This window comes from Blautia sp. AF17-9LB (genome assembly GCF_003479185.1).
GTDB lineage: Bacteria > Bacillota > Clostridia > Lachnospirales > Lachnospiraceae > Fusicatenibacter > Fusicatenibacter saccharivorans.
In genome coordinates this window covers 1-20,589 of the sequence record NZ_QUGU01000013.1, presented here as the reverse complement: position 1 = coordinate 20,589, position 20,589 = coordinate 1, and the positions used below count along the sequence as shown (strand labels likewise).

Annotated in this window: 18 protein-coding genes; 7 read left to right on the top strand and 11 right to left on the bottom strand. The window is 49.4% G+C overall.

What is annotated here, in order from left to right:
* Positions 1–64: 64 nt before the first annotated feature.
* A complete protein-coding gene (locus DWX00_RS13790; RefSeq protein ID WP_118595551.1) occupies positions 65–1,270 on the bottom strand; it encodes a CobW family GTP-binding protein in 1,206 nt (401 codons plus the stop codon).
* 226 nt (positions 1,271–1,496) lie between these two features.
* Between DWX00_RS13790 and nhaC the strand changes: the two genes are divergently transcribed.
* The 3 genes from nhaC (at position 1,497) to DWX00_RS13775 (ending at position 4,995) form a co-directional block, all read left to right on the top strand.
* A complete protein-coding gene (gene nhaC / locus DWX00_RS13785; protein WP_117761327.1) occupies positions 1,497–2,912 on the top strand; it encodes a Na+/H+ antiporter NhaC in 1,416 nt (471 codons plus the stop codon).
* Between the two features lie 73 nt (positions 2,913–2,985).
* Positions 2,986–3,861 carry an MBL fold metallo-hydrolase gene (locus tag DWX00_RS13780; RefSeq protein WP_117510903.1) on the top strand — a complete coding sequence of 292 codons (876 nt, stop codon included), beginning with the start codon at positions 2,986–2,988 and terminating at the stop codon, positions 3,859–3,861.
* A 294-nt stretch (positions 3,862–4,155) separates the two neighbouring features.
* On the top strand, positions 4,156–4,995 hold the full coding sequence (locus DWX00_RS13775) for a TraX family protein (RefSeq protein ID WP_022462626.1): 840 nt from the start codon (positions 4,156–4,158) through the stop codon (positions 4,993–4,995).
* A 143-nt stretch (positions 4,996–5,138) separates the two neighbouring features.
* Here DWX00_RS13775 and DWX00_RS13770 read toward each other — a convergent pair whose 3' ends face one another.
* The gene (locus tag DWX00_RS13770) at positions 5,139–5,642 is read right to left on the bottom strand and encodes a GNAT family N-acetyltransferase (protein WP_117761329.1); all 504 of its coding nucleotides are present in this window, start codon (positions 5,640–5,642) and stop codon (positions 5,139–5,141) included.
* A gap of 215 nt (positions 5,643–5,857) precedes the next feature.
* Between DWX00_RS13770 and DWX00_RS13765 the strand changes: the two genes are divergently transcribed.
* On the top strand, positions 5,858–6,319 hold the full coding sequence (locus DWX00_RS13765; protein ID WP_117805284.1) for a hypothetical protein: 462 nt from the start codon (positions 5,858–5,860) through the stop codon (positions 6,317–6,319).
* 22 nt (positions 6,320–6,341) lie between these two features.
* On the opposite strand, the gene DWX00_RS13760 is transcribed toward DWX00_RS13765, so the two are convergent.
* The 5 genes from DWX00_RS13760 to DWX00_RS13740 all read right to left on the bottom strand — a co-directional run bounded on the left by DWX00_RS13760 (position 6,342) and on the right by DWX00_RS13740 (position 11,817).
* The gene (locus DWX00_RS13760) at positions 6,342–7,007 is read right to left on the bottom strand and encodes an MBL fold metallo-hydrolase (protein ID WP_179962789.1); all 666 of its coding nucleotides are present in this window, start codon (positions 7,005–7,007) and stop codon (positions 6,342–6,344) included.
* Between the two features lie 113 nt (positions 7,008–7,120).
* The gene (gene glgB / locus DWX00_RS13755; RefSeq protein ID WP_117510883.1) at positions 7,121–9,079 is read right to left on the bottom strand and encodes a 1,4-alpha-glucan branching protein GlgB; all 1,959 of its coding nucleotides are present in this window, start codon (positions 9,077–9,079) and stop codon (positions 7,121–7,123) included.
* Between the two features lie 14 nt (positions 9,080–9,093).
* Positions 9,094–10,455, bottom strand: a complete 1,362-nt coding sequence (locus DWX00_RS13750) for an alpha-amylase family glycosyl hydrolase (RefSeq protein WP_118595550.1) — start codon at positions 10,453–10,455, stop codon at positions 9,094–9,096.
* A gap of 25 nt (positions 10,456–10,480) precedes the next feature.
* Positions 10,481–11,062 (bottom strand): TetR/AcrR family transcriptional regulator, encoded by a 582-nt coding sequence (locus tag DWX00_RS13745; RefSeq protein ID WP_022461597.1) that lies wholly within the window; start codon positions 11,060–11,062, stop codon positions 10,481–10,483.
* 551 nt (positions 11,063–11,613) lie between these two features.
* Positions 11,614–11,817 carry a hypothetical protein gene (locus tag DWX00_RS13740; protein ID WP_055220935.1) on the bottom strand — a complete coding sequence of 68 codons (204 nt, stop codon included), beginning with the start codon at positions 11,815–11,817 and terminating at the stop codon, positions 11,614–11,616.
* A 93-nt stretch (positions 11,818–11,910) separates the two neighbouring features.
* Between DWX00_RS13740 and DWX00_RS13735 the strand changes: the two genes are divergently transcribed.
* Together DWX00_RS13735 and DWX00_RS13730 are read left to right on the top strand one after the other, a co-directional pair.
* Entirely contained in the window at positions 11,911–12,945 is a 1,035-nt protein-coding gene (locus DWX00_RS13735) for a threonine aldolase family protein (protein ID WP_118595549.1), read from the top strand.
* A 132-nt stretch (positions 12,946–13,077) separates the two neighbouring features.
* The gene (locus DWX00_RS13730; RefSeq protein WP_118595548.1) at positions 13,078–13,926 is read left to right on the top strand and encodes an LD-carboxypeptidase; all 849 of its coding nucleotides are present in this window, start codon (positions 13,078–13,080) and stop codon (positions 13,924–13,926) included.
* Here DWX00_RS13730 and DWX00_RS13725 read toward each other — a convergent pair.
* From DWX00_RS13725 to coaBC, 3 genes are all read right to left on the bottom strand, one after another.
* Positions 13,908–15,911 carry an NlpC/P60 family protein gene (locus tag DWX00_RS13725; RefSeq protein ID WP_118595547.1) on the bottom strand — a complete coding sequence of 668 codons (2,004 nt, stop codon included), beginning with the start codon at positions 15,909–15,911 and terminating at the stop codon, positions 13,908–13,910. The two genes, DWX00_RS13730 and DWX00_RS13725, sit on opposite strands and share 19 nt — an antisense overlap.
* Positions 15,912–15,996: 85 nt before the next feature.
* The gene (locus tag DWX00_RS13720) at positions 15,997–16,767 is read right to left on the bottom strand and encodes a TatD family hydrolase (RefSeq protein WP_022461123.1); all 771 of its coding nucleotides are present in this window, start codon (positions 16,765–16,767) and stop codon (positions 15,997–15,999) included.
* Positions 16,768–16,970: 203 nt separating this feature from the next.
* Positions 16,971–18,167 carry a bifunctional phosphopantothenoylcysteine decarboxylase/phosphopantothenate--cysteine ligase CoaBC gene (gene coaBC / locus DWX00_RS13715; protein ID WP_117813435.1) on the bottom strand — a complete coding sequence of 399 codons (1,197 nt, stop codon included), beginning with the start codon at positions 18,165–18,167 and terminating at the stop codon, positions 16,971–16,973.
* A 166-nt stretch (positions 18,168–18,333) separates the two neighbouring features.
* Here coaBC and DWX00_RS13710 point away from each other — a divergent pair, with 166 nt between their 5' ends.
* Complete coding sequence (locus DWX00_RS13710; RefSeq protein ID WP_022461121.1) at positions 18,334–19,119, top strand: type III pantothenate kinase; 786 nt, start codon at positions 18,334–18,336, stop codon at positions 19,117–19,119.
* 488 nt (positions 19,120–19,607) lie between these two features.
* Here the strand turns inward: DWX00_RS13710 and DWX00_RS13705 are convergent, their stop codons facing one another.
* Complete coding sequence (locus DWX00_RS13705; protein WP_118595546.1) at positions 19,608–20,318, bottom strand: hypothetical protein; 711 nt, start codon at positions 20,316–20,318, stop codon at positions 19,608–19,610.
* Between the last annotated feature and the right edge of the window lie 271 nt (positions 20,319–20,589).

The following is a 20,589-nucleotide window of genomic DNA, read 5'->3' as shown; positions in this document are numbered from 1 at the left end:
CGGCAGCTTCACTACAGTTCACAGGTACCCTGCGGACCGTAATTTTCGCAGCTACTTTGTATTTTTACAGTCCGAACAGCTCTGCCAGCTTATCTTCTGCTAATTTGGAACCGATGACACAGATTCTTCCGGTGAATTCCGGTGCTCCGTCACGTACTTCGTACTCTTCCGGAACCATATCGAAATAGATCCACTGTCCATCGGCGCCTGCTACCATACCTTTGGCACGAAGAACCATACCATAAGCGGTATCCTCGGAAAGTTTCTTTAAGATGCCTTCGATCTGCTCTTTGGTAAAGGTCTTCACAGTCTCCTGACCCCAGCTTGTGAAAACTTCGTCTGCGTGGTGATGATGGTGATGCTCGTGACCGCAGCCACACGCATCATCGTGATGATGATGCTCATGGTCGTGATCGTGACCGCAGCAGCATTCGTCATCATGGTCATGATGGTGATGCTCGTGTTCCTCGTGATCGTGACCGCAGCAGCATTCGTCATCATGGTCGTGATGATGGTGCTCGTGCTCCTCGTGATCGTGACCGCAGCAGCACTCGTCATCATGATCGTGATGATGGTGCTCATGCTCCTCATCGTGGTCATGGCCGCAGCAGCACTCGTCGTGGTCATGATGATGGTGATGATGCTCTTCCTCTTCTACCTGCGCAAGGTTGATGATGGCACCTTCCATCGTATCGAGTACTTTCTTACCACCCAGTACTTCAACCGGTGTGGTAATAATGTGTGCTTCCGGATTCAGTTCGCGGAGCATTTTTACAGCTGCCTCTACTTTTTCGGTATCGGCTTTATCGGTACGGCTCAGGATGATGGTTCCTGCGCTCTTTACCTGATTCTCGAAGAATTCGCCGAAGTTTCTGAGATACATTTTGCATTTCATAACGTCGACTACGGTTGTTGCGGAATTCAGGGCTACGCCTGCTTCTTTTTCTACACCGTCTACAGCCTTGATGACGTCGGAGAGTTTACCTACGCCGGACGGCTCGATGATGATGCGGTCCGGGTGATATTTGGTGATAACGTCTTTTAATGCTGCGCCGAAGTCTCCCACAAGAGAGCAGCAGATGCAGCCGGAGTTCATTTCACGGATTTCGATACCGGCATCTTTTAAGAAGCCTCCGTCGATTCCGATTTCACCGAATTCGTTCTCGATCAGGACAACCTGCTGGCCTTTCAGTGCGTCTCCGAGGAGTTTTTTGATCAGGGTTGTTTTTCCTGCGCCCAGGAAACCTGAAATAATGTCTATTCTTGTCATTGATTTAACCTCTTTATCTTGTTGATTCCGTTTATAGTTAGCTGCAAAAGGGCCGAAGTTTATCCTCCGCCCCACACTCACGCTTATTATAGCAACCATAGAACAAAAAATCAAGAGAATTTCCCTTGCTTTTTCTGCATTTCACCATTATAATATATTACATGTCTTTTCTACTTTAACGCGTTGAACGGGCAAATCATTTTACCTATGAATGGGGGATTTTTTTATGAGCGGAACGAAAGAAAAAAAACTCAATCTGCCACAGTCACTGCTTTTGCTGCTGCTGATCATCGTATCCGTCGCAGTCTGTATCCGCCTGAAAACCGGCGGTCCTATGATCGGCCTGTTTGCAAGCTGGATTTTTATCTATCTGTTTTGTAAAATTTTCGGTATTTCTTACGCCAAAATTGTTGCCGGCGCATACGATGCCATCCGTATGGTCGTCCCGACGCTCTGCCTTCTGATGGCCATCGGTGTCATGATCGGCACCTGGCTGCAGAGTGGCACCATTGCCACCATCATTTCCTGGGGCTTAAAAATGATTAACCCGTCCTGGCTGCTGCCTCTGACGCTGCTGTTCTGCTCCATTTTGAGTATTGTAACCGGTACTTCCTATGGTTCCGTCGGAAGCGCAGGTGTTGCCATGATGGCGATCGGAAACGCCATGGGTATCCATCCTGGCATGGTAGCCGGTGCTGTCATCTGCGGTGCCATGTTCGGTGACAAATTAAGTCCTCTTTCCGATACCACAAACCTTGCTCCGGCCGTTGCAGATGCCAAACTTGGCGATCATATCCGCTCGATGCTCTGGACCACCCTTCCAACGTATGTAATTACCTTAATTCTTTTTACTATTCTCGGTTTCCAGCAGACCAGCGGAAGCTATACCGAGGGAAGCATTACCGTTTACATCGATGCTTTAAACGGTGAATTCCAGCTCGGATGGATTACCATGATCCCTGCCATCCTGATTATTGTATTGCTCCTCTGCAAAGTAAATGCGATCTCTGCACTTGGTCTTTCCAGCTTCGCTGCCGGATTTGTTTCCTATTTTGTGCAGCACGATACTCTGCAGGGCATCATCCGCACAGCTTACAACGGTTACACAACCACAATCGAAGAACCGGTATTACAATCCATCTTAAACCGCGGCGGCATGGGAAGCATGCTCCAGTACGTAGCCATTATCTGCTTTGCTGTCGGCATGGGCGGCATGCTGGAAAAACTCGGTGTACTGGATCACATTCTTCAAGCGATTGTAAAGAGAATCAACAGCGATGGAAGTATGATCCTTGCAACGATGATTGTCGGTTACGTGACCAGCCTCATCAGCTGCTCCCAGCCGATGGCACACGTTCTGACCGGCCGTCTGATGGCACCTGTCTTTCAAGAGCGCAAGGTTGCACCGGAAATTCTTTCCCGCTGCCTCGAAGACTCCGGAACTATGGCTGGTCCTATGATTCCATGGCATGGCTACGGCGTATACATGGCCGGCACACTTGGTGTTGCATGGTCGGCATTTTTCCCGTACTTATTCCTGCTTTACCTGACCCCGGTTTTCAGTATTTTCTATGGATTTACCGGAATTTCCATTAAGCATCTTCCGGAAACCCAAAACAATGAATCAAAAGAAGAGAAATAAGGCAAAAGCAGAAATCGTAACAGAAAATCATAAACAGAAACAGAAACAAAAAAAGAAAAGGAAAAGAGAAAGAATGCAGACAAAACTTGTTCTTCTCGGAACCGGCACACCAAATGCGTGTCCGAATGCCAACGGACCTTCCTCCGCTGTCGTGGTCGGTGACCGTGCTTATCTGGTAGATTTTGGCCCTGGCGTTGTCCGCCAGGCCTCAGCCGCCTATTTTAACGGCGTGGATGCCCTGCGGCCGGATCTTCTGACCGTTGCCTTCTGTACGCACCTTCACACAGACCATACCGCAGGGTACCCGGATCTGATTTTCACTCCGTGGGTGCTGGAGCGCCCGGTTCCATTGAAAGTTTTCGGGCCAAAGGGCTTACAGCACATGACCGATCATATCTTACAGGCCTATGAAACCGACATTGATTTCCGAATTCACGGTTTCGAAAAAGCAAACGAATCCGGCTACCGCGTTGAGGTAACAGAAATTGAATCCGGCATTGTCTACCGGGATGACCTGGTTACGGTGGAGGCTTTTCCGGTCAGCCACGGAACACTGGAATGCTACGGCTATAAATTCACCACACCGGACCGCACAATCGTCATTACCGGCGATACCGCTCCGCTGGATCTCGTGGCAGAAAAATCGAAAGGCTGTGATATCCTGCTGCACGAAGTGGAATACGCCGCCGGAATCTCCTGCCGCGAACCAAAATGGCAGAAATACCACCGGGAAGTGCATACGTTAAGCACGGATCTTGCCGGTGTTGCAAAAAAGGCAAATCCGAAACTGCTCGTTACGTATCACCGGATTTACCATATGAATGTACAGGATAACCACAAAAACCTTGCCGCCGAGATGGCATGGCGCGATGCCGCGATTCTGGATGAAATCCGGGATGCAGGGTATGACGGATATGTCGTGAACGGAAAAGACCTGGATGTATTTTAAAATACGGGGCAGCGTACCAATTCTGGTTTACGAATTGGTACGCTGCCCCGTTCGTTTTGGGATGAGCCCGGAGACGCTTTCTATTTTCATTTACCCGACTGGCAGATTCTACCATACTCTGCGTTATTTCAGAACTGTTTTTTCTTTGACATTAACCTCCTCAGAACGTATAATCATAGTATTACAACTCTGGCAAAACAGCAGGATTTTCTGCTGTTTGTCGTTACAGGAACCTGATCCGCAGACGGCTTGCACAGTCTGCCTTTCGTTTGCGTTCCAGAAAGGATGTTTTATATGGCAGCTACTACTGCGAAACCCGTAAAAAGCGCCGGTAAAATTCCCGGCAGTACCTTGAAAATCATTGCGATGGTCTGTATGCTGATCGACCACACTGCAGCTGTACTTTTCGACCGAATCCTGATTTCCCGTGGTCTTCTGGATGCGGTGAACGCTTCGGACGGAGGCGCATCATTTCTCTCCACAGGAAACACAGCTGTGATTTATTACGCGGACATGATTATGCGTGCCATCGGACGAATCAGTTTTCCAATTTTCTGTTTTCTGTTAATTGAGGGATTTCTACATACACATGATGTGAAAAAGTATGCTCTGAATCTTGGTATTTTCGCACTGGTTTCAGAAGTTCCGTTTGACCTTGCATTTGCGGGAAAACCGTTTTATCTGAATTATCAGAATGTATTTTTCACTCTGTTTATCGGCCTTGTGATGATGATTTTCCTGCAGAAGATTGATGAAAAAACGCATCAGGACGGTACAAACTGGCGGGGAGCCAACTGGAAAGTTTCCATTGGAAAACTGCTGGTGATCGTAGCGGCATGCACTGTTGCTACACTGCTGAAAACCGATTACAGTGCGATGGGAATTCTGACGATTGTTCTGATGTATAACCTGCGTAACAATAAGATGTATTGTATTGGAATTGGCTGCGCCGTACTTACGCTGCTGAGCCTGAATGAAATCACCTGTTTTCTGGCGATGATCCCGGTGCATTTTTATAACGGAAAACGAGGATTGAATCTGAAGTATCCGTTTTATGCGTTTTATCCGGTGCATCTGCTGGTGCTGTTTGCGATTGCGGCGGTACTGGGGATGGCGGGGGTTGCGGTTGTTTAAAAAACGGACACCCGGAAGTGCACCTGCGCCGCCTGGGACTGTGCCCTGGGGCACAGTCCCAGACGACACAGACGCACTTCCGGGCTGACATTGAGGCGGGCGGTGGGGAGGTCTGGATTTGCTGCGCAAATCGGCGTGAGATTCTACTTAATATACTTCTTAACTTCCAACGGATACCCCAAAAGCTCTTCGCTGCGAATCACTTCAAAATTCTCCGGTTGAAAATCTTTGCGTAACGTCACAGTGTTCAGGCAATGATATCCCAATCTATGATAGAGTTTCATCGCTCCAAAATTTCGCGCAGCTACCTCAAGATAGACAGATTCAGAATACTTTTTTATCTCGGCTTCGACCAGCGCAATCGCATGACTTCCGTATCCGTTTCCCTGGTATTCCGGAAGTACGAAAAGATCTTCGATCCAGTCAACTTCCGCCCCGCGGCTTCCGAGATGCACAAATCCAATGGGGATCTCTTCTTTTAAGATAAAATAAAACACATGCCCTTTGTCTGTCCAGGCAGCAAGATTCTCCGCGGCCTCTTCGTCGGTTATAACATAATCACCATGAGCCAGCCAAAAGCCTCGAATCAGCTCTTTTGCAAGTTGTGCTTCGTTTTCATATTTCTGTAAAGCTATAATTTCATTCATTTTTTCATCTCCCTTGTTTGTTTAACCGAATCAAGTAAGTCCCAACCCCCTGCTTATTGCTTCGCGCAATGGAAGCAGGTGACTTGCTTGATTCGGTTAAACTATGATATACTCAAATCATCATGATACCAGGCTCAAAAAGCTAATGCAAGCTCGCTTGCAAGAGGATTTTTGAACTCTTGACCTGTCAAAAACATGACGAGGAGTGCAATGATATGAAAAAAGCGACAAATTTGATATCCTTTCTGATTTTAATGATGGTACTGGTCGGCTGTAGCAAAGAAACGGTCCATATCGACTTTCCTTTTGAAGTTGGAGATGTTGAAAATATCGAAATGTACCACTATGCGGGAGCACCGGTATCAGCAGAAAAGAAAATAGTCGTTGCAAAAACTGATATAACAGACTTGTATCATATGTTTGAAAACTTATCATTGACAGACAAACAAGTCGAAGAAACCACAGGCGCAGATGTGACCAGTTTTCGATTTAACCTTTCGGATGGGACAAACTACGAACTGGTTTATGTCTGCAATGGAGTCAAGAACGGAAAGCTGAAATCTTCCACGGGCAATTTTGAATACTTCACAAGTTCAGATATCGGCTCATATTGGTCAAATATGGATCTTGAATCAGTTCCAGTGAAAGAAAGTGAATTGCCGAAGTGGCATAACTGATTCAGCCTCGAAGGACTCCCTGTCATACGCGCTGGGGTGTTTTTATATATGATTCATCTCGTTTCCGTTTCTCATAAATCGCTTCCATCCATTCCAGCACATCCTCTTTGTTCTGCTGAAACGGTTCGCTGTGGCTCAGGAGAAAATACGGCGCACGCACGTTTTTCAGAACTCGGATTTCTGCCAGCAGGCGCTCGGCATTATAAACGGTCTGTCCGTTTTTCTGCGTCGCATATGCCGCATCCCCGAGAAAGCACCACGTCTCATCCACTTCCAATGCAAGCGATCCTTTGGCATGACTCGATGGAATCGGAAATAAATGTAACCACACGTCACCGTCCTGAAACCACGTATCTTCTTCTATCACAGTTCCTGTTTTTGTATAACGAAACGTATTTTTCCCCTGGTAAACCGCTTCGCACGAAATCTCCGACAGATTCCCGATATGGTCGGGATGAAAATGGGATAAAATCACCCGAATTTCTTTTCCTGTCTGTTCTGACTTTTTCTGCAGAATTTCTGAAACCGCAGGATGATTTCCCACGTCATATACCCAGAAAAATGCATCACCCTCGATGATCACAACATTTGCCGAAAGTGGATGTTCTGTCGGTGTAAGATAGGAAATGTGATCGTTGATTGTCTGGATGTGCGGAATCTGTATCGGCTCTTTTCTTTCTTCTTTCATCAAATCAACACCTCTTTTCCTTCGAACACAAAACACAATGACCGACAGATTTAAGAAATCTCTTTCGTTCTCTGCCGGTCATGATATTAATGAAAATTAGTAGCTATCTTATTTTAGAAGCTGAACACCGCCACACCATACGCCGGAAGTGCATATGCAATCCGATATGGCTGGCCATCGCATTCTCCCTCTTTGGCACGGTAGGCTACCTGGCGTTTTTCGGTCGGGCCGCCGTATTTCATATCGGAGCTGTCGAGTATCAGGCGGTACTGTTTTTTGCGCGGTACGCCACACATATAATCCGGACGCTCGACCGGTGTGAAATTGCAGACGAACAACAGGTTGTTTTTTCCTGTCGGTGACCAGCGGACGAAGCTGTAAATGCTGCGGTCGCCGTCGTTGGCATTGATCCACTGGAAGCCTTCGTAGCCGCAGTCGTTCGCGTAGAGTGCCGGGTACTTGCGGTACATTTTCAGCAGGTCACTGAAGAAGGTCTGCAGATGCTGATGCCCCTCATCTGCCAGCAGGAACCAGTCGATCTCGCGTTCCTCGCTCCACTCGCGGAGCTGTCCGAAATCCTGTCCCATGAACAGAAGTTTTTTGCCCGGGTGCCCGAACATGAAAGCATAGCCTACCATCAGGTTCTGGAATTTTTCCTCCAGATCGCCCGGCATTTTGTTGATCATCGAGCATTTCAAGTGGACAACCTCATCGTGCGAGAGCACCAGAATGTAGTTCTCGGAAAATGCATAGGTCATGCCGAAGGTCATCTTGTTATGGTTGTATTTGCGGAAGTATGGATCGAGCTTCATGTAATCGAGGAAGTCATGCATCCATCCCATGTTCCATTTGTAGGAGAAATGCAGGCCGCCGTCCTCTACGCTTCCCGTTACCTTCGGCCACGTTGTGGACTCCTCGGCAATCATGATGACACCTTTGTTTCGTCCGCGCACCAGGGTATTCAGGTGTTTGAAGAACTCGACGGCTTCAAGATTTTCATTTCCGCCGTTCTTGTTCGGCACCCACTGGCCCGGCTCTTTTCCGTAGTCGAGATACAGCATCGAAGCAACAGCATCGACACGGAGACCGTCTACGTGGTACTCTTCTACCCAGTAAAGCGCATTTGCCAGCATAAAGTTTTTCACTTCATTTTTGCCGTAATCAAAGATCTTCGTTCCCCACTCCGGGTGCTCGCCCTTTCTCGGGTCGGCGTACTCATACAGCGGCTGGCCATCAAAATCAGCAAGGCCGTGCGCATCTTTCGGGAAGTGTGCCGGTACCCAGTCCAGAATAACACCGATTTTATTTTTATGCAGATAATCAACAAGATATTTAAACTCTTTCGGTGTTCCGTAGCGGGAGGTCGGTGCGTAATAGCCCGTTACCTGATAGCCCCAGGAACCGTCAAACGGATGCTCTGCAATTCCCATCAGCTCTACGTGGGTATAGCCCATTTTTTTTACGTAATCGGCAAGCGAATGTGCGAACTGAACGTAATTGTAAAATCCGTCCGGGTTGGATTCGGACCACGGATGTTTCATCCAGGAGCCCGGGTGCACTTCGTAGATGGAGAGCGCGGATTTCTGAACGTCAAATTTTTTGCGGTTCGTCAGCCATTCGCTGTCACCCCAGCGGTAGCCTTCGATTTCCGCTACTTTTGACGCGGTACCCGGCCGTTTTTCGGATGCAAATGCGTATGGATCTGCTTTGTACAGTTCTCTTCCGTCCGGTGTGCGGATGTAATATTTATACATCATTCCCTCGGTCACGCCCGGAATGAACACTTCATAAACGCCGTCCTCGCCGACTTTCCGCATCACATTGGCATGGGCATCCCAGCCGTTGAATTCGCCGATGACAGATACTTCCGCCGCATGCGGAGCCCATACGGTGAACCAGGCTCCTACTTTGCCGTCTTTTTTGTCCAGGTGCGCACCCATTTTCCGGAAAATATCGTAATGGGTTGCCTGGCCAAATAAGTACTGATCCAGTTCAGAAAATCTTGGCTGATAGCCCGCCGGTTTTTTTGGCGCTTTTCTGGTTTTCGCTGTTGTTTTTGCAGTTTCCTTCATAGAAAAAATCCCCTTTATGATTCTTTTTCAATCAGAACACAGCCGCACGGAGGTACTTCAACAAAAAGTTTTCCATTTTCCGGAGAAATGGCTTCTCCGGTTACCGCGTTTTTCCATGTTCCGTCGCAAGATGCAGGAATCCAGACTCCCGCACTCTGGTTTTCATCATTATTTACTGCTGTGATCAGAGCGTCTGTCTCATCCAGGCGTGCAAAGGCATACTGGCGGTTGGTCAGCATGAGTTCGCGGTATCTTCCCGTTCGTGCTGCAGGATGTTTTTTTCTGACGTCTGATAATGTTTTGATCCATGCCGGAAGTTTTTCTGCCGGCGGATTTTTCTCCAGTTCTTCCAGATTCAGCGCCGGACGCAGCGGATCGTCGTTTCCGCCTTCTTTTCTTCCCTCGATGCCGAATTCCGATCCGTAATAGATGGACGGGATGCCCGGCAGGAAGTACAGCAGCGCATAAATTGGAATCATGTTTTCTTTTACGTTCAGCTTGCTGGCCAGACGGTCTACGTCGTGGTTGTCAACGAAGCTGTACAGTTTCTTTCCTTTGTAAATGCCGCCGTTTTCGTCAAATTCGCGGCGGATCGTATGTGCAATTTCGAAGTAGTTATGATCGTTATGTCCCGAATAAAGTCCTTTGTGAAGCTCGTAGTTTGTGACACTGTGCAGCAGATGCTGGCCGTCTCCGATGTAGCGCGCATAGTCGCCGTGGATGACTTCGCCCATCAGCCAGAAGTCCTGTTTTTTGGCGGATGTGCGTGCGCGCATCTGCTCCATGAAGCCGAAATCCAGGCAGTCGGCGCAGTCGAGACGGATGCCGTCGATGTCGAATTCGTCGATCCAGAAGTCGATGACATCAAGGAGATAGTCGCGGACCTGCTGGTTCTGGAGATTCAGGTTGACGAGTTCGAAGCAGTTTCTCCATGCTTCGTAGGAGAATCCGTCGTTATAGCAGGTGTTTCCGCCGAACCAGATTCCTTTGCACCATCCGCAGTACGGGGACTGTTCTCTTTTTTCCTGAATGTCGCGGAAGGCAAAGAATTCGCGGCCGGTGTGGTTGAAGACACCGTCTACGACGACTTTGATGCCGAGTTCGTGGGCTTTTTTTACGTATGCGGCAAAGTCCGCGTTGTCGCCTAAGCGGCGGTCTACCTGTTTGTAATCTTTTGTGTCGTATCCATGTGTGGTTGATTCAAACAAGGGGCCGATATAGATTGCGGTACAACCGAGATCTGCGATGTGCGGAAGCCACTGTTCCAGTGTGGAAAAGCGGTGTACGGTTTCTTCCGATTCATTTTTTCTCGGCGCGCCGGTCAGTCCGATCGGATAGATGTGATAAAATTCTGCCTCTTCATACCATGGTGCCATTTTGTTTGTCCTCCTTGTTTTTGGGTTATGAGTAAATTCCATACATGAACTGGTGTACCAGACGGTAGACTTCTTCGTCCCGGACGACGAGGTTGGAAAGATCGGATTGATCTCCTGCTGTCATCATCAGGTAGTGCATCAGGATTCCGGAGAAGCCTACGGCGAATTGTTCCTGACGGCCGTTCATGTTGCCGAGTTCGGCGCTGGCGTTGTCGAAGACGTCGACGCACAGGTGATAGAACCGGTCAATCATGGGGTATACGGTGCGGAAGCCTTCGCTTTTTCTTCCGGAATAGAACAGTGCCATCATCAGCATATGGAATTTCGGGTCTTCAGAGGCTCCGTTGAAGAAGGCACGCGCGATGCGGTACAGTTTTTCGGGGATGTTTTTCCCGGTTTCGGAGGCTTCGATGAGTTTTTGTTCCATGGGCTGAAAGTGCTCGTTTAGCAGGGCTTCGAGGAGGCCTTGTTTGCTTCCGAAGTAATAGTACAGGGTTGGTTTGGATACTCCGGCGGAGTCTACGATCTGCTGAACACCGACGGCGTCGTACCCGCTTTCGTAGAAGAGGGTCAGAGCTGAGTTCATGATTAGCTGACGATTGTCCATTTTGAATCCTCTTTGTTGCGGAAGGGACGCTCTCTGGAGTTCGCCTGGCCGCGGTGTGTTTGGGTGGTTGTTTGTTACGTGTGAGTTGGCATTTGTTTTGGTTTAAAATGCTTTTGTTGATTTTGTATTTAAGAAGTCTGCTTTTGTGTGTGATGGTCGAATTGCGTGAGTTTTTGGCAATTTTGACGAATTTTATTGGATTTTGCAGGTTTCTTATGTGTGTTTCTGTTATCATTATACCAATCGGTATATAAAAAGTCAATGCGAAATATATAATGGATGAAAATAGATGCATAGAAAAAGAACCGGCGGGGAAATCTTTAGTTTAGTTCTCAGATTTCTCTGTCGGTTCTTTTCTTATTTTCTGATACTGTTTTTATACGAACTGAACCTCACATGACTAAAGTCACGTGCTTCAGACCGCTTTAGGCGGCAGACAAAATATCGGCGGATCCGCCTGTTTCTTAGATCTTGCGCGGATACGCGCTTCTTCCATGCCGGATACGGCAGGGCTCCACATAACAGGTAGTCCACGGGATATCTGCCTGTGTTTATGCTGCTTTTCGCAGTTCCATTTCTGAAATTAAGTCTCTCAAATCCGCATAAACACATGAGGTTCTACTCTTTACTGCAGGAACTTTTGCCTCCAGCAAAGACCTTTCCGTTGCCGGTAAGGGTTTTAAAATTTCACGGATAAAATACCTTGCTCCAATATTGTACGATGCAGATAATCCTCCTTCTGCATTTTTTTGCATTTTCTCTTTTTGTTCTCCAATTGCTGTTTTCCTTCAGATGCCGTATAATGGAAACAGCATTTTTCAAATTCAAATTAAGGAGAACATAAACTGATGATACGATTTAATAATGACTACAATCACGGTGCGCACCCGGAGATTCTGGAGGCGCTGGGGGCTATTAATGGGAACAGTTATGGTGGATATGGGGAGGATGAATGGTGTGAGAAGGCTGCGGAGCTGATTCGGGAGAAGATTCATTGTGCGGATGCGGCGGTTCATTTTTTTCCGGGGGCGACGCAGGCGAATTTTATTGTGACGGCGGCAGCGCTTTCGCCGGTGCAGAGTGTGATTGCGGCGGATACAGGACATATTAACTGCCATGAGGCGGCTTCGATTGAAAATACCGGGCATAAGATTCTGGAGCTGCCGAATACGGATGGTAAAATTTCGGCGGAACAGATTGCGGCGTGTGCGGCGGCTTATTATGAAGGCGGTGAGCCGGAGTATCTGACGGAGCCGAAGATGGTATATCTTTCATTTCCGACTGAGCAGGGAACGCTGTATTCGCTGCAGGAGCTGACGAAGATTCACGAGGTCTGCCGGAAGTATGATATGTATCTGTTTGTGGACGGGGCACGGCTTGGATACGGGCTTGGATCAGAGAAGAATGATGTTTCTCTCGAGGATCTCGCTGCTCTCACAGATGTTTTCTATTTCGGCGGAACGAAATGCGGTGCGCTGTTTGGTGAGGCCGTTGTGCTTACAGCTGACTCGCTGAAAAAGCGGTTCAAAGCCTACATGAAACAGAACGGCGCTGTCCTCGCAAAGGGATGGCTGCTCGGACTGCAGTTCTACTGCCTGCTGGGGCATGATCTTTATTTCACTGCGACACGCCGCGCCGATGAACTTGCCATGAAACTCCGCAAAGCATTTGCGGCGCAGGGGATTCCATTCTGGGTGGAGAGTTTTACGAATCAGCAGTTTGTGATTCTCACCGATGCGCAGAAGGAAACTCTGGAAAAACGCTATATTTTCGAGCCAATGGGGAAATCCGCGGACGGCGGAAATATTGCGCGGTTCTGCACCAGCTGGGCAACAACGGAAGAGGAAGTACAGACACTGATTGATGACCTCAAAGCTTTATAATTTTTGTCCAAAACGGCATTCTGCAAACACCGGCGATCTCTAAATCTGCTTTGCAAATTCAAAGAAAAAGCTGTACTGGTGTGCCACGAAAATGCAGATTTTGCCTTGTTTTACTCCGAGAAAGGAATCTTTATGTCTCATAAAATTGGTATTACCGCCTGCTCCAACCCCATGCATCCTTCCTTTTCCGCCGATCTGGCGCGTCTCTGTCAGATTCTGCGGGAGCTGGGCTTCGATCCTGTTTTAAGCCCCTGCCTCTACGACAACGGTTCCGGCTTTTCCGGCACGGGCGCGGAGCGGGCGGATGCGTTGATGAACCTTTACTGTGACCCAGAAATCACGGATATTTTTGATGTTTCCGGCGGCGATATGGCGAATGAAGTTCTGCCGTATCTGGATTTTTCTGTCATCGCCGCCTCCGGCAAGCGCTTCTGGGGATACAGTGATCTCACGACGATTGTCAATGCTGTCACGACTGCGACTGGAAATGAGTCGATGCTGTATCAGGTTCGAAATCTGCTGTACGACCACAGCGCCGAACAGATCACTCTGTTCCAAAACGCTTTTTCCGGGCAGTCTCCCAGCCTCTTCGACCTCCCTTGCACATTTCTGCAGGGCGATCACATGGAAGGGGTGATGATCGGCGGAAATATCCGCTGTTTTCTGAAGCTCGCCGGAACGGATTTTCAGCCGGATTTCCGCGGAAAAATCCTGCTCCTCGAAGCCATGGGCGGCGGCGTTCCGCAGATGGTTACGTTTCTGTCCCAGCTGAAAATGATGCATGCCTTTGAACAGATCAATGGTATTCTCCTCGGAACATTTTCCCAGATGGAACGCGACCAGCTGACGCCGGATATGCCGCAGCTTGTCCGCCAGGCGGCCGGACCGGATCTCCCGATTGCAAGGACTCCGTATATCGGCCACGGCACGGATGCACATGCCGCCGTGATCGGCAAATTTTATCAGATTTCTTCTGACTGATATACATCCGCGTAGCGCACGCCGAACTCCTCTGCGTCTGCATGGCGTTCCATATAGATATCAATGTGGCCGTACGGCGTGCCGCGGTCCTCGACCGTATAAATTTTTCCGCCGATATTCAGCTTCGTTCCAAACGGCAGAACGCCGGTTGCAATGGTCCGGCCCTGCACCGGCATTTTTCCGGATGCGGTCGGGCCGCCCGCCCAGCGGCCACAGCAGACGGCGCAGTTGCAGTAAGCGGTCAGTTTAAAATTGCCGAGATATTTTCCCGAAGCGCTTTCCAACCGATCACCTGCGGTACTGTTTTCTGCACTTGTATTCTGCACATTTTCTGCTCCCGCCTTCTGTTTTCCACCATTCCCGTTTTCTGTTGTCTGGTTATCCACAGAGTTTCCTTCTTTTCTCCCATTATCCACATCTCCCGTTTCTATTTTGCTCTCACGCATTTCCTTCGAAATCACCCGCACAGCAAATTCTGTCGATTTCTCATAGTTAAAATCTGAAATCAGAATCCCCGTCGCCTCGCTTCCAGCGTGGATTACTTTTCCATCACCGAGATAAATCATGACATGGTAAATAAACCCGCTCTCCCGCTGGTAAAACAGCAGATCACCAGGCTTTGCCTCCTGCACCGGAATGCGTGTTCCAGCTTTCGCCTGCTGGCGTGAGGTTCTCGGAAGGGTATACCCGAAATTAGCAAAAATCTGCTGGGCAAAGCCGGAACAGTCGCAGCCGTTTGTAAGACTCGTCCCGCCCCAGACGTACGGATTTCCCAGGAATTTTTTCGCGTACTGCAGGACCTCGCCGCGCGCTTCGTCAGAAGAAAGAAGTGTTCTCGTCGTTGCATATGTATAGGTGTACGCCTTATTATTCCATGGCTTCACCCACATTTCCGCCATGGGAAAACTTTCCTCCTGCCAACGGTTTACCTCTTTTTCAGCCTCTTCTCCGCGCAGGAGATACCGCGCGCAGACAAATCCACGGACATCGCCGGATTCCACATAAACCCAGTCAGAATCCGCATCCGCTAAAATATAACAGAGGCTTCCCTTCGGCAGGATTCCGACGATTTTCTGATTTGTGCCTTTTCCTTCGCGGACGTGAAGCCAGGAATTCACATCGGCGATAGCATATGTTTTTTCAACCGTATGAAACAGCCACGGCATACGGGAAATCGTGACTTTTTCAGCTTCTGCCGCCTGCCACTCACTGTAGCTTTCCCGCGTGCGCTCAGCTTCCTGCTCTGCCGAAAAGACGGGTTCAGCCTCGGCGGCTGGCGGTTCCGCAGACTGTGATAAATCAGAATCCGAAGAGACTTCTGCCGTCTTGTCCCCACCAGTTGCATCATCACTTCCTGCAGATCCGTTTTCTTCCTCCGGCGGTTCCATCTGCTCCCCATCTCCGCCGCCGATTTCTTCCTGCCCCGGCCATGGATCGTTGGAAATATCTTCCCCTTCGCCCGGCCACGATCCATCCATTTCACTGTTTCCCGGTGTTTCCGGCATGTCTCCCTGATCTCCCGGTTCTGGATTTTCCGGCTCCTCTGGCTCTGTCTCGCCTGCCTCTCCCGGTTCTGCATTTTCCGGCCCCTCTGGTTCTGTCTCGCCCGTTTTTCCCGGTTCCGTCATTCCTGCATTCTCTCCGCCGTCAGGCTCCTGCGGTTCCGGTTCCTCCGGGACTGTCTCATCTTCTTTTCCCTCGGATCCACTTTCCTCTTCCATCTCATCATTCTGCGTACCTTCCGGTTCTGTCACCTCTTCCGCTTCCGCAGGTGCCTCCTCCGCCGCATCTTCCTCCACGCAAAAAGAAGCAGCCCCAACGGCTGCTTCCCCTGCAATCTCAATTCCAATCTGTCCCGGATCGGCCGTTTCCTCTTCTGCTGCATAAACGGCTGTCGGGTTTCCCAGTGTCACTGCGAGCGCACCGATCATCGCGGCGCGCACCAGCTCGGCGCATTTGTCGCCCATCATTGTTTTATCAACCATTTTCGCTTTCTCCTATTCAATTTGCCCGGCCAGACGGAATTGATCCGAACAAATAAAACAGAAGAAACACCTCTGGTATCGCTTCCTATTCCTCTGCTCGAAACAGTCTGACCGCATTTTTTTCTGTCGTCTCAATGACTTCTTCTTCCGAAATTCCCTTGAGTTCTGCGATCTCCTGCACAACGTACGGCAGATACAGAGATGAATTTCGTTTTCCCCGGTACGGAACCGGTGCCAGATACGGACTGTCTGTTTCCAGCAGAATGCGCTCCATCGGAGCCATCTGAACCACTTCTTTGATCTTCTTTGCATTTTTGAACGTCACCACGCCGCCAATGCCAAGATAAAATCCCATTTTCAGGTATTCCTCTGCCATCTCCACAGAGTAGGAAAAACAATGAATGACGCCGCCGATCTCCTCCGATTTTTCTTCTTTCATGACGCGGAGCGTATCGGCCGCCGCCTCCCTGCTGTGAATAATCATCGGAAGTTTTTCTTCCCGAGCAAGCGCAATCTGACGGCGGAACCAGTATTCCTGCTTCTCATGATTCTCCTTGTCCCAGTAATAGTCAAGGCCAATCTCACCGACCGCGACCGCCTTTTCCATGCGGCAGAGTTCCCGCATCCGCGCCATCACGTCCTCGTTCAGATCGCCCACCTCATCCGGGTGAAGGCCGAACGCGCCGTAGATGAACGGATACGCTTCCATCAGTTTTCTTGTATTTTCCAGTGATTCCAGATTTGCCGAGACATTGATGATACGCCCGATCCCGTTTTCCTGCATCGAGGAAAGCAGCTCTGCGCGGTCTTCATCAAATTTCTCATCGTCATAATGTGCATGTGTTTCAAATATCATATCCGAATTTCTCCTTAAAAAAACGAAACAGAAACGGAAGAAAGCTCTGCATAGCCTTCCCCTGTTTCCGTTTCCACGTTTATCCATCCTATCGTTCGTTGTTTTCGTAAAAGTAAAGTGCGCCGCTGCGCCTGTGCTTATTATAACGCATTCATTTTTCCCGCGTCAACCAGGAAACGAAAAAAAGTCACACTTCAACATGATCACCGCCGCGCCGCAATCTCATCCAGCAGGCAGCCCGCCACTTCGTCTTTTCCCATGAGCGGAAGCTCCTTGATGCCGTCCTTCGTGATCAGCGTCACCACATTCGTCGCCACACCGAAGCCGGCACCCTCTGTCTTCAAATTGTTTGCCGCGATCATGTCCAGATGCTTCTTCTCCAGCTTTGCACGCGAGTTTTCCACCATGTTCTCGGTTTCCATCGAGAAGCCGCACACAAACAACCCCGGATGACGGTTCTTTTCCACCCATCCCAGAATATCGTCGGTGCGCTCCAGCGGAATGCTCATGTCACCGTCCTTCTTTTTGATTTTCTGATCCGCCACCGTCACAGGCCGGTAATCAGCAACCGCGGCCGCCTTAATCAGAATATCCGTCTCCGGCAATGTCTCCCGCACCGCCTCCAGCATGTCCTTCGCCGTCGTCACCGGTCGCATCGCAACGCCTGGAACCGGGGCTAATGAAACCGGGCCGGAAATCAGCGTTACCTGCGCGCCGCGGAGCATCGCCTCCCGCGCAATCGCGTATCCCATGCGGCCGCTGCTATGGTTCGTCAGATACCGCACCGGATCGAGGGATTCCTGCGTCGGGCCTGCAGTCACGGTGACACGCACACCAGCGAGCGTCTTTTCGCGGGCAAGCTCCATCGCGATATAATCGAGCAGCACCTCCGGGTCCGGCAGTTTTCCTTTTCCGACGTCCTTGCACGCCAGCATTCCCACGGTCGGCTCGATGATGCCGAAACCGTATTTTTTCAGCGTCGCCAGATTATCCTGCGTAATCGGATTTTCCAGCATCGCCGTATTCATCGCCGGAGAGACCAGCTTTTTGCACTTCGCTGCGAGCACCACCGTTGTCAGCATATCATCTGCAATGCCGTGTGCCATTTTTGCAATCACATTGGCGGTAGCCGGGGCAATCATAATCAGATCCGCCGCTTTTGCCAGCGAAATATGCGTCACCTCATATTTAAAATCACGCGCAAACGTATCGACCACGCAGCGGTTGTTGGTCAGCGTCTCGAACGTCAGCGGGGTGATGAACTGCGTCGCGTTTTCGGTCATGATGACATGCACGTCTGCTCCGGCTTTCCGAAGACCGCTCGCCACATTTGCCATTTTATAGGCGGCAATTCCGCCCGTCACACCAAGTACAACACATTTTCCGTCAAGATTTTCCATTGTAACTCCGTTCTGCTGCCTCGAAGCAACTTTTTTCCTATGATAGTTTTAAGTATAGCAGACAGAAAAACAGATTACAACCAATCCTGTTTGCCATTGACGCAAAAAGGCTTTATAATAAAAGGACAAAAGAGCTCTACTTTTAAAATAATCGCGAGGTATTTTTATGATTTTAGCCATTGATATCGGGAACACAACCGTTACGCTCGGCGGCGTCCGGATCGCACCGCAGCAAGCGTATTCCCTCGAATTCACAGCCCGGATTGACATCAACCACACCTGGTCTGCCAGCCAGTATGAATCTGCGATCGAGCAGCTTTTTGAAGACAAGAATCTTTCCCCGTCCGACTTTCGGGGCGTCATCATTTCCAGCGTTGTTCCATCGGTTCTGACGCTTCTGCAGGAATGTGTCCGTAATCTGTTCGGCACAGAACCGCTGCTCGTCACATCCGAAAGTGATCTCGGCATGACATTTTCCATCCCGGAACCGGAAAAAGTAGGCCGCGACCGCCTCGTTGATGCAGCCTGGGCCGCCGCACATTATCCGCTGCCGGTCATCACCGTGGATCTTGGAACAGCGACGACCTTCAATGTCATCCGGGAAAACAGCGTCTTCTGCGGCGGCGCCATCGCACCGGGACTCGATATGGGACTTGGCGCCCTCTCCGAGCGGACCGCCCAGCTCCCGCGGCTCGACCTCCAGATCCCGAAACGCATCATTGGCAGAAACACCGAAGAATGCATTCTCTCCGGCACCATCGTCGGCATGGCCGCGATGCTCGACGGAATGGTCCAGCGCATCGAAGCCGAACTCGGCTCCCCCGCCACCCTCATCCTCACCGGCGGCGCGGCACGCTTCGTCGAACCGCTCGTTTTACATCCTCATATCTATGACCCGAACCTTCTGCTGAAAGGGCTGGCGTTCCTGTGTGAGCGGAATTGTGCAAATTAAAATCGTACTTCCAAATATTCATCAGACTTTTTCATTCTGCATGACGTTAAAAAGCGTGTCTGTTCTCCAGGCACGCTTTTCTCTATTTTTCTATGGAATCGCAACCCTTCTTTGTGTTGCCTCTCCGCTTTTCAGTTTTTCCTGATTCTCCTCTTTCAGGTTTAAAATACACGGGCGAATCACCTCTCTTCCAAAACAGACATTCCGGGAACCTTCCAAAAGTTGAATTTTCTCTTTTCAGTATATCATGAATTTTTCCGGGACACACTCTTTTCCCTCTCCCTATGCACGGAAAAACTCCCGGCACTGCCGGGAGTTTATGACTTTCTTATTTCATAGTAACTATTCAGAACCCCATCTCGATTCCGCTTGCGCTGCATCTCGATGTTGCTTCTCGCCATATGAAATTCCAGAAAACCGTTCATTCATGCAAGCATGATTCACGATTTTCTTTCATTTCGCATGGCTCTGAATAGTTACATTTCATATTACTTTTTCACCTGCTCATATACCAGTCCCGGATAAGCTTCGAGGCTGACACCGTTTTTTTCAAACATTGGAAATGCTTCTGCGCCGGATGCGCATACGGCGGTTGCCATGCTTGTCTGTTCAGTGTAGCTCTCCCAGTTGTCGGCAGTAAGGCCAGGCTGGTATGCTTCCCAGGCAGTTTCGTATTCGGTGCTCTTATCGGAAGGAATCGCATCTTTCAGGCTCTCGCCGGACCAGACGGCAAGCTGATCTGCTTTTTTGTAAGTATATTCCGGGAGCTGATCGTCGCCCAGCGACTGGTACAGCTCATAGCGGGTAATGGAGTCTTTGGAACTTCCGTAGGATTTTTCCATCTCTTTTTTCACGGTATCCATATCGGCATCATCCGGGTAGGTGATGTCTACTTCGCACAATACTGGTTTTCCCGTCGCTCCGGTCTGATCGAGGTTGATAAACTGAAACATGACTCTGGAAGTTTGCTCGCCGAAAACAGTGGCTTCTGTATCTACTGCGATCGCGGCTGCACTGTTAGTTTCGGAGAAAATTTCCACCTGGTCCCGATCCAGATTCCAGTCGGCAAGCACTTCATCCACCGTTTTCCCCCATCCGGTATCCGGCGGCGTAATTTCCTTGCTGCTCTCTTTCGCTCCCTGACATCCAGTCAGCAACAGAGCACACATTGCAAAAATACCTGCTAATTTTTTATTCATACACCTGCATCTCCTTTCCGCTTTGTTATTTTTTTCACATACTTTTTTTGTTAGCCCTATACTACCATATATTCTTCTGAAAATCTATGACGTTTGGTGAAAATTTTCTTACATTTTTCTTATGCATTCGATTTAAATCAAAGAAAAAGCAACAACATCCCTTATAGAAATTCTCTACCGCTAGTGAACCTCACATGACTAAAGTCACGTGCTTCCGGCCGCTTTAGGCGGCAGACAAAATATCGGCGGATACGCCTGTTTCTTAGATCTT

Coding starts and splice junctions, on each gene's coding strand:
- DWX00_RS13790 (WP_118595551.1), bottom strand. CDS start 1,270: ATGACAAGAATAGACATTATTTCAGGTTTCCTGGGCGCAGGAAAAACA.
- nhaC (WP_117761327.1), top strand. CDS start 1,497: ATGAGCGGAACGAAAGAAAAAAAACTCAATCTGCCACAGTCACTGCTT.
- DWX00_RS13780 (WP_117510903.1), top strand. CDS start 2,986: ATGCAGACAAAACTTGTTCTTCTCGGAACCGGCACACCAAATGCGTGT.
- DWX00_RS13775 (WP_022462626.1), top strand. CDS start 4,156: ATGGCAGCTACTACTGCGAAACCCGTAAAAAGCGCCGGTAAAATTCCC.
- DWX00_RS13770 (WP_117761329.1), bottom strand. CDS start 5,642: ATGAATGAAATTATAGCTTTACAGAAATATGAAAACGAAGCACAACTT.
- DWX00_RS13765 (WP_117805284.1), top strand. CDS start 5,858: ATGAAAAAAGCGACAAATTTGATATCCTTTCTGATTTTAATGATGGTA.
- DWX00_RS13760 (WP_179962789.1), bottom strand. CDS start 7,007: ATGAAAGAAGAAAGAAAAGAGCCGATACAGATTCCGCACATCCAGACA.
- glgB (WP_117510883.1), bottom strand. CDS start 9,079: ATGAAGGAAACTGCAAAAACAACAGCGAAAACCAGAAAAGCGCCAAAA.
- DWX00_RS13750 (WP_118595550.1), bottom strand. CDS start 10,455: ATGGCACCATGGTATGAAGAGGCAGAATTTTATCACATCTATCCGATC.
- DWX00_RS13745 (WP_022461597.1), bottom strand. CDS start 11,062: ATGGACAATCGTCAGCTAATCATGAACTCAGCTCTGACCCTCTTCTAC.
- DWX00_RS13740 (WP_055220935.1), bottom strand. CDS start 11,817: ATGCAAAAAAATGCAGAAGGAGGATTATCTGCATCGTACAATATTGGA.
- DWX00_RS13735 (WP_118595549.1), top strand. CDS start 11,911: ATGATACGATTTAATAATGACTACAATCACGGTGCGCACCCGGAGATT.
- DWX00_RS13730 (WP_118595548.1), top strand. CDS start 13,078: ATGTCTCATAAAATTGGTATTACCGCCTGCTCCAACCCCATGCATCCT.
- DWX00_RS13725 (WP_118595547.1), bottom strand. CDS start 15,911: ATGGTTGATAAAACAATGATGGGCGACAAATGCGCCGAGCTGGTGCGC.
- DWX00_RS13720 (WP_022461123.1), bottom strand. CDS start 16,767: ATGATATTTGAAACACATGCACATTATGACGATGAGAAATTTGATGAA.
- coaBC (WP_117813435.1), bottom strand. CDS start 18,167: ATGGAAAATCTTGACGGAAAATGTGTTGTACTTGGTGTGACGGGCGGA.
- DWX00_RS13710 (WP_022461121.1), top strand. CDS start 18,334: ATGATTTTAGCCATTGATATCGGGAACACAACCGTTACGCTCGGCGGC.
- DWX00_RS13705 (WP_118595546.1), bottom strand. CDS start 20,318: ATGAATAAAAAATTAGCAGGTATTTTTGCAATGTGTGCTCTGTTGCTG.